General features: G+C 41.7%; 13 protein-coding genes. 10 read left to right on the forward strand and 3 right to left on the reverse strand.

Annotated features, from left to right (window positions below):
• Nucleotides 1-53: 53 nt before the first annotated feature.
• A complete protein-coding gene (locus M917_RS03520; RefSeq protein WP_021813389.1) occupies nt 54-779 on the reverse strand; it encodes an elongation factor P hydroxylase in 726 nt (241 codons plus the stop codon).
• Nucleotides 780-932: 153 nt separating this feature from the next.
• Between M917_RS03520 and M917_RS03525 the strand changes: the two genes are divergently transcribed.
• From M917_RS03525 to lysM, 6 genes are all read left to right on the forward strand, one after another.
• Nucleotides 933-1,526 (forward strand): YceD family protein, encoded by a 594-nt coding sequence (locus M917_RS03525; RefSeq protein WP_021813390.1) that lies wholly within the window; start codon nt 933-935, stop codon nt 1,524-1,526.
• A gap of 311 nt (nt 1,527-1,837) precedes the next feature.
• A complete protein-coding gene (gene rpmF, locus M917_RS03530; RefSeq protein WP_021813391.1) occupies nt 1,838-2,020 on the forward strand; it encodes a 50S ribosomal protein L32 in 183 nt (60 codons plus the stop codon).
• Nucleotides 2,021-2,478: 458 nt separating this feature from the next.
• Nucleotides 2,479-3,447 (forward strand): ACP S-malonyltransferase, encoded by a 969-nt coding sequence (fabD, locus tag M917_RS03535; protein WP_021813392.1) that lies wholly within the window; start codon nt 2,479-2,481, stop codon nt 3,445-3,447.
• The gene (fabG, locus tag M917_RS03540; RefSeq protein WP_264629260.1) at nt 3,438-4,172 is read left to right on the forward strand and encodes a 3-oxoacyl-ACP reductase FabG; all 735 of its coding nucleotides are present in this window, start codon (nt 3,438-3,440) and stop codon (nt 4,170-4,172) included. Before fabD ends, fabG begins: the two co-directional genes overlap by 10 nt.
• Nucleotides 4,173-4,442: 270 nt before the next feature.
• Complete coding sequence (gene acpP, locus M917_RS03545) at nt 4,443-4,679, forward strand: acyl carrier protein (protein WP_021813394.1); 237 nt, start codon at nt 4,443-4,445, stop codon at nt 4,677-4,679.
• 244 nt (nt 4,680-4,923) lie between these two features.
• A complete protein-coding gene (gene lysM / locus M917_RS03550) occupies nt 4,924-5,433 on the forward strand; it encodes a peptidoglycan-binding protein LysM (protein ID WP_021813395.1) in 510 nt (169 codons plus the stop codon).
• A 115-nt stretch (nt 5,434-5,548) separates the two neighbouring features.
• On the opposite strand, the gene queG is transcribed toward lysM, so the two are convergent.
• Complete coding sequence (queG, locus tag M917_RS03555) at nt 5,549-6,772, reverse strand: tRNA epoxyqueuosine(34) reductase QueG (protein ID WP_021813396.1); 1,224 nt, start codon at nt 6,770-6,772, stop codon at nt 5,549-5,551.
• A gap of 329 nt (nt 6,773-7,101) precedes the next feature.
• On the opposite strand from queG, the gene M917_RS03560 reads away from it, so the two are divergent.
• Complete coding sequence (locus M917_RS03560) at nt 7,102-8,922, forward strand: bifunctional ADP-dependent NAD(P)H-hydrate dehydratase/NAD(P)H-hydrate epimerase (RefSeq protein ID WP_040641833.1); 1,821 nt, start codon at nt 7,102-7,104, stop codon at nt 8,920-8,922.
• Nucleotides 8,923-8,936: 14 nt separating this feature from the next.
• On the opposite strand, the gene M917_RS03565 is transcribed toward M917_RS03560, so the two are convergent.
• A complete protein-coding gene (locus tag M917_RS03565) occupies nt 8,937-9,434 on the reverse strand; it encodes a DUF4124 domain-containing protein (protein WP_021813398.1) in 498 nt (165 codons plus the stop codon).
• A gap of 981 nt (nt 9,435-10,415) precedes the next feature.
• Between M917_RS03565 and M917_RS03570 the strand changes: the two genes are divergently transcribed.
• From M917_RS03570 to ilvC, 3 genes are all read left to right on the forward strand, one after another.
• A complete protein-coding gene (locus M917_RS03570; protein WP_040641850.1) occupies nt 10,416-12,128 on the forward strand; it encodes an acetolactate synthase 3 large subunit in 1,713 nt (570 codons plus the stop codon).
• Nucleotides 12,128-12,625, forward strand: a complete 498-nt coding sequence (gene ilvN / locus M917_RS03575) for an acetolactate synthase small subunit (RefSeq protein WP_021813402.1) — start codon at nt 12,128-12,130, stop codon at nt 12,623-12,625. The genes M917_RS03570 and ilvN overlap by 1 nt, the downstream gene beginning before the upstream one ends.
• A 165-nt stretch (nt 12,626-12,790) precedes the next feature.
• A complete protein-coding gene (ilvC, locus tag M917_RS03580; RefSeq protein WP_021813403.1) occupies nt 12,791-13,807 on the forward strand; it encodes a ketol-acid reductoisomerase in 1,017 nt (338 codons plus the stop codon).
• Nucleotides 13,808-14,140 lie beyond the last annotated feature (333 nt).

Consider the following 14,140-nt stretch of genomic DNA (forward strand, 5'->3'; position numbering starts at 1 on the left):
ATCGTTAACGATAGAACAGTAAAGTTAAACAGTTAGCTTTGAGCTGATTGAGATTAATCAGAAGCACAAACCATTAACAAAGTGTGCAACAAGATTTTGGCATCACGTGGTAGGGTATGTGGCTTTGTAATGTACTCTTTAGCTTGTAGATAAACGTCACTAGTGAAAGTACTGCCTTTAGTGTCAAATTCTGCAAACAAATTGTCCTGCGACACTTGGAACTCTCGTCCGCAAGCGAGGGTAAACAGGCACTCCAGTGCTTGTGGTTTAATTTCTACACGCTCAAAAGCTTGCTGTTGGGCTGCTGAGCGTCCATCTGGTGCATACCAGTAGCCAAAATCACTAAGTGCTCTACGCGCTTTACCAGCGATGCACCAATGGCTTAATTCATGCAGCGCACTGGCAAAAAAACCATGCGCAAATTCAATTCTTGCTGGTTCATTATGTTGATGAGGGAAGTATTCTGGTTCTCCAGCACTGCGAGTTAATAAGACTTTTTGATCATCAAATAAGACATTGAATAATTTCATAAGCCAGTCTGTCGCCGCTCTTTCATTTTGATCTAATGCTTGTTGAGCGTTATCATATATTTTCACGCTAGAGAGTCTTTGCCATTCTTTTTTCCATTCGCTTAAATGTTCATCTCGTTTAAAAATTAATGAGGCGGGAGCATTTTCTTGAATATGGTTTGTCAGATCGGTCAGATGTTGCAGTAGATTATTGGCTTCGATATCAGATAGCAAGTTAGAAAAATTAGTTTGATTGTTGAATGAGCTCATAGATAAAATACTGATCAAATAGAGAATAAGGAATAGGAGACTAAAACAACCTAGAGATAAAAAAATATTAACACACTAGCGCTGGCGCAGCTCGGCGCTTTCCATTAGTATGGCAGGCAATATTATACATCGTTTTTATGAATGAGGTCGCGCATGTCAAGCACTCCAGCAATTAAACCGTCAGCACTTCAAGCCGACAATAAAAAAGCGCCTGTATCTACCAGCATGCCTGAGCATATTTCTTTGGATAAGTGGGCGGATGCGGGTTTCGAATGGTCAGGAGAGGTCGAGCCAAACTCTTTTGATCGTCTTGCTGCCACCCTAAGTACTGAGCATGAGCAGTCAAAAACACAGTTAGATGCTCATTTGTATCGCCGTAATAACGTCTTGCATTTAGCATTTACACTGACAGGTGAAGTCTGGTTAACTTGCCAACGCTGTCTACAACCAGTCGCTATAGATTTGTCTGATGATTATGATGTTGCGCTACTTGAAAATGACAGCCAGGTGCGCTCAGTTAATGAAGAGCAAGATTATTTATTGCTCGATGAAGTCGTTACTGAGCAATCACCAGAGCGCTTATTACCATTCAAGAAACTGGTAGAAGATGAGATATTGCTCAAAACTCCAATGGCACCAAAACATGATGATTGTGAAATGTCGGTTGAGCAGTTTGGTGAAATACCAGAAGAAGAAGAGAGTGAAAATCCATTTGCTGCGTTGGCTTCGCTAAAAGGCAAGCTATAAAAGTGATTTGTTTAATGTATTTAAGTGTCTTTTATTAGCTTTGTGCAGAAGAGTGAAAGGCAGGGCTTTATTAATTGAATAAACATGCGTATAATATCCGGTTTATTGCATTCGAGCAACCTGTTGCTTGCTGATAGAAGCTGACTGATTGAATTTTTTATAAATTTTAGATGAAGTCAGCGCTTTATGTGAGCGACAATCTATTTAACTAATGATGCTTAAGACTTAGGTTGTTGTGATTATATAGCCTCTGTCAGTATCGACTAAAGCTGAATTTCAAGCTTATCCCTTTTAAGTATAGGAGCTATATCATGGCTGTTCAAAAAAGTCGTAAAAGCCGTTCTCGTCGTGACATGCGCCGTTCACATCATCGTATGGAAATTGCTGAGCTAAGCGTAGATGCAACTACTGGTGAAAAACATCGCCGTCATCACATGACTAAAGATGGTTTCTACCGTGGTCGTCAGTTATTCAAAGTCAGCCAAGACGTCTAAGACATTGGCTGTATGATGGCTTGGGCGAAGTAATGATAGTACTGGTGACTGTTGTTATCTTTGTCTGGCTGTTGTTAGGCAATCAGTTTTGAGTTAAAAAAAGCCAAGTTATTTCGCTATCATATATTATGTAGCTGGATAACTTGGCTTTTTGTTATTTGAGATTTAGATTGTTGTCTCACTAAGTTCTATGGTTAGTACTTGAAAAATACGCTGATATAATGAATACTTTTAACTTGGATGGCGCTCTGCTACTGTTGTTCAGTTTGCATTCGCTATGATAATAGAGTGTGTCAGTGTATAGTTGACAGACAATCTGTGCTTTGCAAAAGAACGCTATTTTAAGATTGTCTTTTCTTTGAATTGATTATCGTAAAGTAGTAGTTTGTATGAAATCTAATAATATAATACCCTCAGTGTTTTTAGGGATATTTGTAATCAACTAAGGAATATTGGTTATGGCGTCTGTACCCGATATGGTAAAAAAGCAACCCGTTCGTATCGCGGTCATTTTTCCTGGACAAGGCTCTCAAGCAGTCGCGATGACGAGTGAGCTTGCTGATATTTATCCAGAGATACGTGATACTTTTACCGAAGCGAGTGATGCGCTTGGTGAGGATTTATGGGCAATCTGTCAAGATGAAGAAAAACTCAATCAAACCCAATACACTCAGCCTGCACTACTAACCGCTAGCATTGCAATTTGGCGTGTCTTACAACAAAAAATAAAAGAAAAGCCATGTTATTTAGCTGGTCACTCTCTAGGCGAATACAGTGCTCTGTGTGCCGCCAATGTTATATCGCTTGGTGATGCAGTAAATCTAGTACATAAGCGTGGCCAGCTGATGCAAGAGGCGGTCGTTGGCGTCGATACTGCGATGGCTGCCGTACTGGGACTTGAAGATAACAGAGTAGAAAACCTGTGCGAGCAAGCGACTGAACATGTCGACGGTGCTATTGTTGGTGCTGCCAACTTTAATAGCCCAGGACAAGTGGTCATATCGGGTAATGCTGCGGGCGTTAATGCGGTGATCGATAAAGTAAAAAATACTGGCAAAAAATCTGTGCCTCTAAAAGTGAGTGTGCCATCTCATTGTGCATTGATGCAACCTGCAAGCAATGCCTTGGCTGAAATATTAGCAGGCATCAAGTTCGATCAAGCAACCATTCCTGTTATTCAAAATCGCTATGCACGCGTCGAGACCAGTGCGGTAGGCATTAAGCAAGCATTAACTGAGCAACTAAGTGAGCCTGTATTGTGGTCGAAAACCATGCAAGAGCTGGCTGACAAGCAAATTAACATATTAATCGAATGTGGCAGTGGCAACGTACTGAGTAATTTGGCGAAGCGTCAAGCACAGCCAATTACAAGCTATCCTACTGACAAGCCTGCCCGTCTAGAGAAACTATTGGAGGTATTATTATGAGCCGTACGATTACATTGGTTACTGGCGCTAGCCGCGGTATTGGCAAGGCAGTCGCCAAACGCTTTGCTAAAGAAGGGCATTTTGTCATTGGTACAGCGACCACTGAAAAAGGCGCAGAGCTTATTGATGATTACCTTCACGATACTGGCGGTATTGGTCGTGTCTTGGATGTGCGTGATACTGCCCAAATTGACAAACTGTTCGAAGAGATTGAAAGCGTTTATGGTGCGGTACAGGTATTGGTTAATAATGCCGGTATCACCCAAGATGGACTGCTGATGCGCATGAAAGATGAAGATTGGGAAAATGTCATGGATACCAATTTGACCTCAGTTTATCGCATGAGCAAACGTGCCGTACGCGGTATGATGAAGGCGCGCCGTGGCCGCATCATCAATATTACCTCTGTTGTCGCTCAAATGGGTAACGCTGGTCAGTCTAACTATGCTGCGACCAAAGCTGGTGTAGAAGGCTTTAGCCGTACGCTCGCACGTGAAATTGGCTCACGACAAGTGACGATTAATTGCGTCGCTCCAGGTTTAATCGAGACAGATATGACGGATGAGCTTGATGAACGTCTATTAAATTCTATGTTAGATGCCGTACCAATCAGTCGTCTTGGTCAACCAGAAGATATCGCCGCCGCAGTGCATTTTTTGGCCAGTGATGAGGCCAGCTATATCACAGGAGCGGTTCTTCCTGTCAATGGTGGCATGTACATGTAGGTAACACACAAGCGTTACACAGTTATAATAAAAAACTGTGTGAACGAGTGTAAACTATAATAAAGAATGCTATAATGGCGGTTACTTTTATGCCAAAGCCCTGTATTATAGCGAGGCTCTACCAGATATTGGTCAAAACGTATAACTTGTTATAAAGCACTTAGACAGCCATGCTAGTCTGAAAATCCCATTTTATATACAATGCTATAGAGCCTAATTATAGGGCTATGGCAATCTGTCAAAATTATAGATCAAAAAGGAGAAATCTACATGAGTAATGATACCGAGCTAAGAGTTAAAGCTGCAGTAGCTGAGCAATTGGGTATGAACGTTGAAGATATCAGCAATGATGCTTCATTTATGGAAGACTTAGGCGCTGATTCGTTAGACCTAGTTGAACTGGTTATGTCATTTGAAAGTGATTTTGGCATTACTATTCCTGATGAAGATTCAGCAGAATTGACCACAGTTCAAAAAGCAATTGATTATGTACAAGCGCAGCTATAATTAGCTACTGGCTCAACAAGATTTATATGACCGCTTATCTTGATAGATAGGCGGTTTTTTTATGACCATACATTAACATAAGCTACGCCAAATCAACATTACTCAACATACTCTTACTATCCATGTCATTTTCCTTTGTCTATACTTGTATCGGTAAAAGCAGCGAAGTGATGATAGTTAATTATCTGTATCATCACAAAAAAAACGATGAATAATAAATAATAATATTTTAAGGAATAATTATATGGGTATGTTCAGTTTTGCAAAAGATATTGGCGATAAGATTTTTAATCGTGATGACGCCAAACATGATGCCAAAGCGGAAACGAAAGCAGATGCTAATACACCAGTACAAAGCAGTGAGCCTTCTGCTCAATCAGTCGCTAATATATTGCTGCGTCGCATTCAACAGCAAAACCTTAATATCAGCGATCTAAAAATCAAATATAATGGTTCAACAGATACTGCGGAAATTAGTGGTAAGGCCAAAACCCAAGCAGACCGTGAAAAAGCGATTATTGCTATTGGCAATGTGCAAAACGTGGCCAAAGTAATCGACAATATTGATATCGAAGAAGATGCACCTGAATCTACTATGTACACCGTAAAGTCGGGCGATAGTTTGTCTAAAATTGCGCAAGATGTTTATGGTTCATCAAATGACTATATGAAGATTTTTGAAGCCAATCAACCTATGCTTTCTGAGCCTGATAAAATTTATCCAGGTCAAGTGCTACGTATTCCTAAGCCGTAATGTTGCTTTTGGGCTTTTAAAGATGTAAGAATGTTTTAGAAATATAAGCCAATAAAAAATGCCTCTTATTAAGAGGTATTTTTTGGTTTGGGTTTTAGTTTAGATCAGTAGAAATCTACGATTCAGCCATCTTTAATTTATCGCGCTGTTCAGCTATCGCCCAAGTGATATGTTCATCGAGCATCTCATTATGTACACCCAATTTTGATTGTAGTTGCGCGATAGTTTGTTGACTGCCATTCGCATTGCCAAGGCCTATAGTAATATTGCGCAAAAAATTGACATAACCTGTGCGTCGCAGTGGACTGCCTTCAGTTTTTCTCATAAATTCTTCTTCTGACCATTGCCATAGCTCAAGCAAACTACTGTTATCAAGATTGTGCCGTGGTGCGAAGTCTTCTACAGGCGTGATATTGGCGTAACGGTTCCATGGACAGATAAGCTGACAATCATCACAACCAAAGACTCGGTTGCCAATCGCATGTCGGTATTTAGTATCAATGATACCATCGTGCTCAATAGTCAGGTACGAGATACAAGCAGAAGCATTTAGCTCATAAGGCGCGACAATCGCTTGGGTAGGACAAATATCGATACAAGCGCTGCAACTACCACAGTGCTCTTTTACTGGCTCATCATCAGGCAACTCAAGGCTTATAAATAGCTCACCCAGTACAAAAAATGAGCCAGCTTGCTTGTTGATTAATAATGTATGCTTTCCTGTCCAGCCAAGGCCAGCTGCCTCTGCAATGGGACGTTCAAAAATGGGCGCAGAATCACTAAAGGGTCTAAAAATAAAATCTTTTTCTGAGCCAATGTTGAGATGCCGCCATTCAGGCAGCATGGTTTCGATGGTTAATGCCAACTGCTTTAATCGACTACGCATCGTCTTATGATAGTCGCGCCCTCTGGCATAACGGGCAATGATGCCTTGATTGGGGTGGTCATTGTCACTGATAGTGCGCGGTGTCGGGGTTTGCGTTAGATAATCCATACGCACGCTAATGATAGTCTTTGCGCCCTCTACCAACTGTTCAGGATGAGCGCGCAGATGATGGTTATTGTGCATGAACTGCAACTGACCTTCATAGCCTTTATCTAGCCATTGCTGCAACTGTACAATCTGCTGAGTAAATAGAGGGTGGTGAACGGATAAGAAACCACAGTCAGCAAACCCGAGCGCCTGTGCTTGAGTTTTAATCCATTGCTTGACATCTGTCGCAGTTGCAAATACCGGCGCATGAGTGATGGCAATCTTTTTTGTCGACGCATCGTTAGGGGTAGAAGATAGCTGCTTGGTTGATAAAAATGGCAAGTCTGGTTGAGAGTCATTATTCATGTTTGGCACTAGGTATTGAAGTAAATACCGTTATGATAAGCCTGTGAGCGAAGAGCGCAAGCATAAAAGCAAATAAACTCGTATTCATATTGATACATAAGTCAAAGTAAGCTTTTGCTAAGCTAATATAAGTAAAAAATTAACGCAATATAAAATACTATATAGTCGATTCTAAATAAAACAAATACATTATATTCCAACGCTGAACTGGCATAAATTTCTCTGGCTTGCTGTGCCTGCGCAGCTCGATGCTGCAAAAAATTTATGCCAGTCCCGCTGACTCGTTTTTATACTGAACTGACTATAGTAAAAATAGCTGAGGATCGATTATGCAATCGCACTGCAATTTACTGTATACAAAAACTACAACACCCATAGCGCTTTATAGCAGCAAGCAGATATACGCTATGGAACAAGCATGGTTTACAGAAGGTCATGACAGTTTCGGGTTGATGAAACAAGCCGCTTGGCAAATGGCGCAACATATCGAACAGCTTTACGAGCAAAAGTATCTAAATACGCAATCATCAATGAGCACTAGCATGTATCGTTCTGACACAAGCCAGCGCAAGGCCAGTATTTGGGTAGGAAGGGGCAATAATGGCGGTGATGGTTGGCTTATCGCTTATTATCTGCGTCAAGCTGGCTGGCAGGTAACTGTAATAACCGTCGGTTTTGAAACTCAAAATTTTGATATAAATCATACAGCGGAAGTTTCTAATACAGCACATCCAATGACGGATGCGACTAAAGCTCTACAAGTAGCCTTGGCTGCTCGTTGTGATTATCAGCGCTTTGAAGATAGCAACAGCTGTCCAAATGACTCATTAGGCATAGCTTTATCTGCTGATGTCTATATTGATGCCCTATTTGGCATTGGATTTGATCGTGCACCTGAAGGGGTGTATGAGCAGGTAATCCGCAGGTTTAATGATGCAGTACAACAAAATAACGCCTTAGCAATCGCCGTCGATATTCCGAGTGGGTTGGTGGCTGATACTGGCGAGGTATTTGACCGTTTAGCGATACAGGCTGATATAACGCTCTGTTTGATTGCACGAAAATTCGGTCTGCATACCAAAGATGGAATGGATTACAGCGGAGGAATAATTGATATACCCTTGATACCTTTTCAAAAGGTTTTTGACCAAGCCGCGTCTGATAAAAACGATGGTCAAGACGTCAATCAAGCAAATGTACCAGTTGCCATGTTATTAAAGACGGCACATCGTTTAACTGCACGTCGTCAAAATAGCTATAAAGGCAGCTATGGTCATGTATTGGTCATTGGTGGTAATCGTGTTGATCAGTCACAAGGTATGGGCGGCGCTGCAATACTGTCTGCGGCTAGTACAATGGCAACAGGAGCGGGAAAAATCACAGTCGCCTGTCATGAGAGATTTCACGGGGCTTTATTGACCTCATTGCCAGACGCAATGACTCTTAATCTGCATGATACAGATGGGGTAGAAGCTTTAATTAAAGAAGCCAGTGTCATTGCTATTGGTATGGGATTGGGCCGTGATGAAAAGGCGAAGGCGCTATTTATCAGCTACATTAACGCCGCTATTGCAGAAAAAAAGCCATTAGTGATTGACGCTGACGGTCTATATCATTTGGCTTCATTGAGTAGGGACAATCATGAACTTATCACTCAACTGCGAGACTACAGCGTTGACTATCCAGTTCGTTTGACACCGCACAGTGGAGAAGCTGCCACATTGCTTGATAAAAATATAAGCGAGGTAGAAAGCGATAGGTTGGCAACGATCAAACAGTGCGCTGCGACTTATGGCGGTGATTGGGTGCTAAAGGGGGCTGGTTCTTTGGTGTTAGAGCAGCAGTCAAAGGGCGCGCAAATTTACGTTTGCGGCGTGGGTAATGCTGGTATGGCAACGGCTGGCATGGGTGATGTACTGTCTGGCGTCATTGCGGGTTTGTTAGCGCAGCAAGATCTAACATCAGATATGCGCAGCTTACATCAAGCCGTTATGATACATGGTTTAGCAGGAGATACGCTTGTTAACCAAATGAGGCGTGCTGACAGTGACAATAACGCGCTATTGATTGGACAGCGAGGGCTACAGGCTCAGGATATGCCAGCAGCCATTCGTCATGTTATGCAGTTGGGCGTTGATGTCTATAATTAACACTAATATCAATACTAGGTAGTAGGATTGGCACAATACTGGTTGATTGCTTGCTGCACACGCTCACGCTTAAGCTCAATTTCACGGCCATCTAGATATTGACGTTGGCCATTGGCATCCATCTCATAGATACGCCCACCGACATTTAAGTTGGTCAAATTATTGCGTAATGATTGACAACGTTGAGCATTGGCTTGGGCTTCTTGTTCTTTAATACGCGCTTCTAACTGTGCAACCCGCTGTTCTTCTGCGCTTTGGGCGTTGACATCTTGATTGGCATCTGTTTTACCGGCCAACTGTCCTGTATTGTTCTGTCTACCGTCACTACGAAATTCAATCACCTCAATGTTTTTACCATTTTGTGGCGCATGTTGGCTGTATTTGACTTCACCATATGCACCAATAGATTTATAAACTTGAATAGCCTGGCTGGCATTCATCGACAGCATTAGCATACACGCAGTGCTGATAAGCAGTTTGACGGCGGTATTGATTTTAGATGCGTATGCCATGGTGGCAATCCTCTTAATAGGTAAAAACAAATGTGTATACACGCGTAAATATAACATTTAAACATTTTATTAGTATTAAAAATGTACGAGCGTTTTATTTTAACAAATAATTATTATGAATGCATATTATTTAATAACCAATAGTTAGGTATGGGTTTTAGAATTTTTTCTTGACAATAGCACTCAAACCATCGAATATGATAGCAGTTGATTGGTCAGTGAACGGCTCTTATGACATTGCCGTGGCACTCGAAAATGAGAATCATGCGTTACTTATCGGTAGCTTATGCGGTTCTATTTTCTTTGTGACAATCATACAAAGAAGGTCGTAGTTCTATTTACTCCTACTGATCACTTTGTATATTGTCTCCGGACTTATCTGTCTACAATGACTAAGACAAACTTATTATTTGAAAGTGCTAAATGCGATTCTAGCGATCGTATTAAATATGGCAATATGTTTAGATATTGGATTTTCTTCATGAGTCTATAAGGATATCTATTGATATCGTGAGTAGTACTTGCTATGAAAGTTTTTTTGTCTATATCAATGCATCTGTATAAATCAATTTATACAAGTGCTTGCTGATATTCATCATCAATAATAAGCTTCTTTTGTAGATGCGCCTGCATCTATCTTGTCACTGTATACCGATAACCTTCTGTCACAACGCTGACCCAAAATATATTGCTGTGTTTGAGTGATATGCTGTTCTATAAAGCGGCATGAACCAAATGTAGCGGGCATAAATTCTTGGTATGGACAAGGATTAGCATTTATTTTTACAAGAGAAATAACAATGTGCAAACGTGGTTGTTTTCTTTTATAAAATAACGCAATCTTTGCCACAAAAAAAGGTGACGACAGTGACGCAAACCACGCAAAGTCCAAATATGACTGGACATACCCAAACGGGTAATGCTGCCAAAAATTTTGAAGAAAAGCAACAACGCCTTGCTGAAAACAATCATCAGCCTGTAATGATGTCTGGCGCTGAGATGTTGGTGCAATCACTGACTGATGAAGGCGTTAAATACATTTTTGGCTACCCAGGCGGTGCCGTTCTTCACATCTATGATGCTTTGTTTCAACAAGAAAACATCGAGCATATTTTAGTACGCCATGAGCAAGCGGCTGGTCATATGGCAGATGCCTATTCGCGAGTGACTGGCAACACTGGTGTTGTATTGGCAACGTCAGGCCCTGGTGCAACCAATACGGTGACGGCCATTGCCACAGCGTATATGGACTCTGTGCCTATGGTTGTTATCGCAGGTCAGGTACCAAGCAGCCTAATTGGTGAGGATGCTTTTCAAGAAACAGATATGGTCGGTGTGTCGCGTCCTATCGTTAAGCATAGCTTTCAAGTACGCCATGCCAGCGAAATCCCAATGATTGTCAAAAAAGCTTTTTATATCGCCCAATCTGGACGCCCAGGTCCTGTCGTAATTGATGTACCAAAAGACATGACGGCACCCAGCGAAAAATTTGCTTACGAATATCCAAAAGAAGTATTTATACGTTCTTATCAGCCGTCGGTAAAAGGCCACACTGGTCAAATTAAGAAAGCAGTTGAGACCTTACTGTCAGCACAGCGCCCTGTTATTTATGCTGGCGGCGGCGTGATTTGGAGTAAAGCTCATGAAGAGCTTACCGATCTGGCGCATCGACTAAATCTACCAGTCACCAACACGTTGATGGGTCTTGGTACCTTCCCTGGTTCTGATCGTCAGTTTTTAGGTATGCTCGGCATGCATGGTACTTATGAAGCCAATATGACCATGCACCATGCCGATGTTATTTTGGCAGTCGGTGCGCGTTTCGATGACCGTGTGACCAATAATGTCAAAAAATTCTGTCCGAACGCGACGATTATCCATATTGATATTGATCCTGCTTCGATTTCTAAAACGATTCTTGCGCATATCCCGATCGTCGGCGATGTAAAATCTGTGTTGACCGATATGTTAGACATTATTGGTGACGATAAAGAACTTGAGCAACATGCTTTATTAGACTGGTGGTCACAAATTAATGAGTGGCGCAAACGTCATGGATTGCGTTATGACACCAACACCGATAATGGTATTAAGCCGCAAAGTGTCGTACAAGCCTTATGTAAAGTGACGGATGGCAAAGCTATTATAACAAGCGATGTCGGTCAACATCAAATGTTTGCGGCTCTTTACTATACGTACAATGAGCCTCGTCAATGGTTGAACTCAGGTGGTCTTGGCACGATGGGTGTTGGTCTGCCATATGCCATGGCAGCGAAACTTGCCTGTCCTGAGCGCGATGTGGTTTGTATTACTGGTGAAGGCTCTATTCAAATGAATATCCAAGAGCTGTCAACCTGTCTACAGTACAATTTACCAGTCAAAATCCTAAACCTTAATAATGCACAGTTGGGTATGGTAAAACAGTGGCAAGACATGTTGTACGAAGGTCGCCATGCCCAATCTTATATGAACTCACTACCAGACTTTGTGAAATTGGCTGAGAGCTATGGTCACGTTGGTATCAAGATTACTGATCCTGCAACCATGGAAGCACAGTTGGCTGAAGCTATGGCTATAAAAGACAGACTGGTATTTATTGACGTTTGTGTTGATCGTAATGAGCATGTATATCCGATGCAAATCGCTGGGCAAACCATGCGTGATATGTGGCTAACAAAAGGGGAGCGTACCTAATGCAACAACAACATCTGATTTCGGTATTGATGGAAAACGAAGCGGGTTCGTTGTCGCGGTTGGTCGGCTTGTTCTCACAACGCGGCTATAATATCGAAACGCTAAACGTCGCGCCTACTGATGATCCAAGTATTTCACGTCTGACGGTAACGACCATTACCTCGCCTGAAAGAATTGAACAAATCACCAAACAATTGCATAAATTGATTGAAGTGGTTAAAGTGCTCAATTTATCAGACACCGTACATGTTGAACGCGAGCTGATGCTCATTAAAGTACGGGCAACTGGGAATGTGCGGGAAGAGATTAAACGTAGTGCAGATGTTTTCCGTGCACAAATTGTTGACGTCAATGCCAATTTATATACGATTCAAATTGTTGGTGATAAAGCAAAGCTTGATGGCTTTATCGATGTGATTGGTCGTGAACGCATTATGGAAGTGGTGCGCTCGGGCGTGATTGGCATTGCCCGCGGCGAAAAAACACTAAGCCTATAATCAGCATTTATTATATTCCAAATATTTTTACAAATACGGTGTTTGACACGTATCTATTCGACACTTAACATAACGCTTATATCGCAAATCATTTTAATACAGTGACTGCAACCTAAGCGTTTATTTATCCATGGCATGCCATGATTTAGGAAAAGGACTCTACTTATGAACGTTTATTATGATAAAGATTGTGATCTATCGATTATCCAAGGCAAAAAAGTTGCCATTATTGGTTACGGTTCACAAGGTCACGCGCACGCGCTTAACCTACAAGACTCAGATGTCGATGTGACAGTTGGTCTACGTGCCAATTCAAGCTCATGGAAAAAAGCAGAAAATGCAGGCTTAAAAGTCGCTGAAGTAGAAGAAGCCGTAAAAGCTGCCGACGTGATTATGATTTTGACGCCTGATGAGTTTCAAAAAGAGCTTTACAGTGATGTAATTGAGCCAAATATTAAAGAAGGCGCGACGTTGGCTTTCGCTCATGGTTTTGCCATCCATTACAACCAAGTTGTACCACGTAGTGACCTTGATGTCATCATGATTGCACCAAAAGCACCAGGTCATACTGTTCGTTCTGAGTTTGCGAAAGGCGGCGGTATTCCTGATCTTATTGCAATCTACCAAGATGCTTCGGGTCAAGCCAAACAAGTCGCACTTTCTTATGCGGCTGGTGTTGGTGGTGGTCGCTCAGGTATTATTGAAACCACGTTCAAAGATGAGACTGAAACCGACTTATTTGGTGAGCAGGCTGTTCTTTGTGGTGGTGCAGTTGAGCTTGTAAAAATGGGCTTTGAAACCTTAACTGAAGCTGGCTATGCTCCAGAAATGGCTTACTTTGAATGCTTACATGAACTTAAGCTCATCGTTGACTTGATGTATGAAGGCGGTATCGCTGACATGAACTATTCAATCAGTAACAACGCTGAGTACGGCGAATATGTGACTGGTCCTGAAGTGATTAATGAGCAATCACGTGAAGCCATGCGTAACGCGCTAAAACGCATCCAGTCTGGTGAATACGCGAAAATGTTCATCTCTGAAGGTGCTACTAACTATCCGTCAATGACTGCTCGTCGCCGTAACAACGCTGAGCATCAAATTGAAGTGACTGGTGCCAAGCTACGCGGCATGATGCCTTGGATTGGTGGCAATAAAATTATCGATAAAGACAAAAACTAATTCAGTATTGAGCGTTTAAAACCTCAATTATCCATATAGAATTGAAACCCGTGTTATCACTTGATGGCACGGGTTTTTTAATGTGTTCTATTCAATAGATGTTTTTATAGAGGCTCGTCTATACGGGTTGAAAACCAGTAATGACTACCCAATATAAGCAAGCATTATCATCATTTTCGTTTGTTTTTGAACTAAAAAATCAAATGATTTCTCCACTCTTACTTTTCTATAGATTACAGGTTGTGTGTTGTGCAAATATCTTATCCTGACTGGCTAACGCCGCAATTCGTATATATTACTCTTAGCGCTGTGGTAGCAGTTTTGATTTGGATA

The sequence above is a fragment of the Psychrobacter aquaticus CMS 56 genome, assembly GCF_000471625.1.
GTDB lineage: Bacteria > Pseudomonadota > Gammaproteobacteria > Pseudomonadales > Moraxellaceae > Psychrobacter > Psychrobacter aquaticus.

Coding starts and splice junctions, on each gene's coding strand:
- M917_RS03520 (WP_021813389.1), bottom strand. CDS start 779: ATGAGCTCATTCAACAATCAAACTAATTTTTCTAACTTGCTATCTGAT.
- M917_RS03525 (WP_021813390.1), top strand. CDS start 933: ATGTCAAGCACTCCAGCAATTAAACCGTCAGCACTTCAAGCCGACAAT.
- rpmF (WP_021813391.1), top strand. CDS start 1,838: ATGGCTGTTCAAAAAAGTCGTAAAAGCCGTTCTCGTCGTGACATGCGC.
- fabD (WP_021813392.1), top strand. CDS start 2,479: ATGGCGTCTGTACCCGATATGGTAAAAAAGCAACCCGTTCGTATCGCG.
- acpP (WP_021813394.1), top strand. CDS start 4,443: ATGAGTAATGATACCGAGCTAAGAGTTAAAGCTGCAGTAGCTGAGCAA.
- lysM (WP_021813395.1), top strand. CDS start 4,924: ATGGGTATGTTCAGTTTTGCAAAAGATATTGGCGATAAGATTTTTAAT.
- queG (WP_021813396.1), bottom strand. CDS start 6,772: ATGAATAATGACTCTCAACCAGACTTGCCATTTTTATCAACCAAGCAG.
- M917_RS03560 (WP_040641833.1), top strand. CDS start 7,102: ATGCAATCGCACTGCAATTTACTGTATACAAAAACTACAACACCCATA.
- M917_RS03565 (WP_021813398.1), bottom strand. CDS start 9,434: ATGGCATACGCATCTAAAATCAATACCGCCGTCAAACTGCTTATCAGC.
- M917_RS03570 (WP_040641850.1), top strand. CDS start 10,416: ATGATGTCTGGCGCTGAGATGTTGGTGCAATCACTGACTGATGAAGGC.
- ilvN (WP_021813402.1), top strand. CDS start 12,128: ATGCAACAACAACATCTGATTTCGGTATTGATGGAAAACGAAGCGGGT.
- ilvC (WP_021813403.1), top strand. CDS start 12,791: ATGAACGTTTATTATGATAAAGATTGTGATCTATCGATTATCCAAGGC.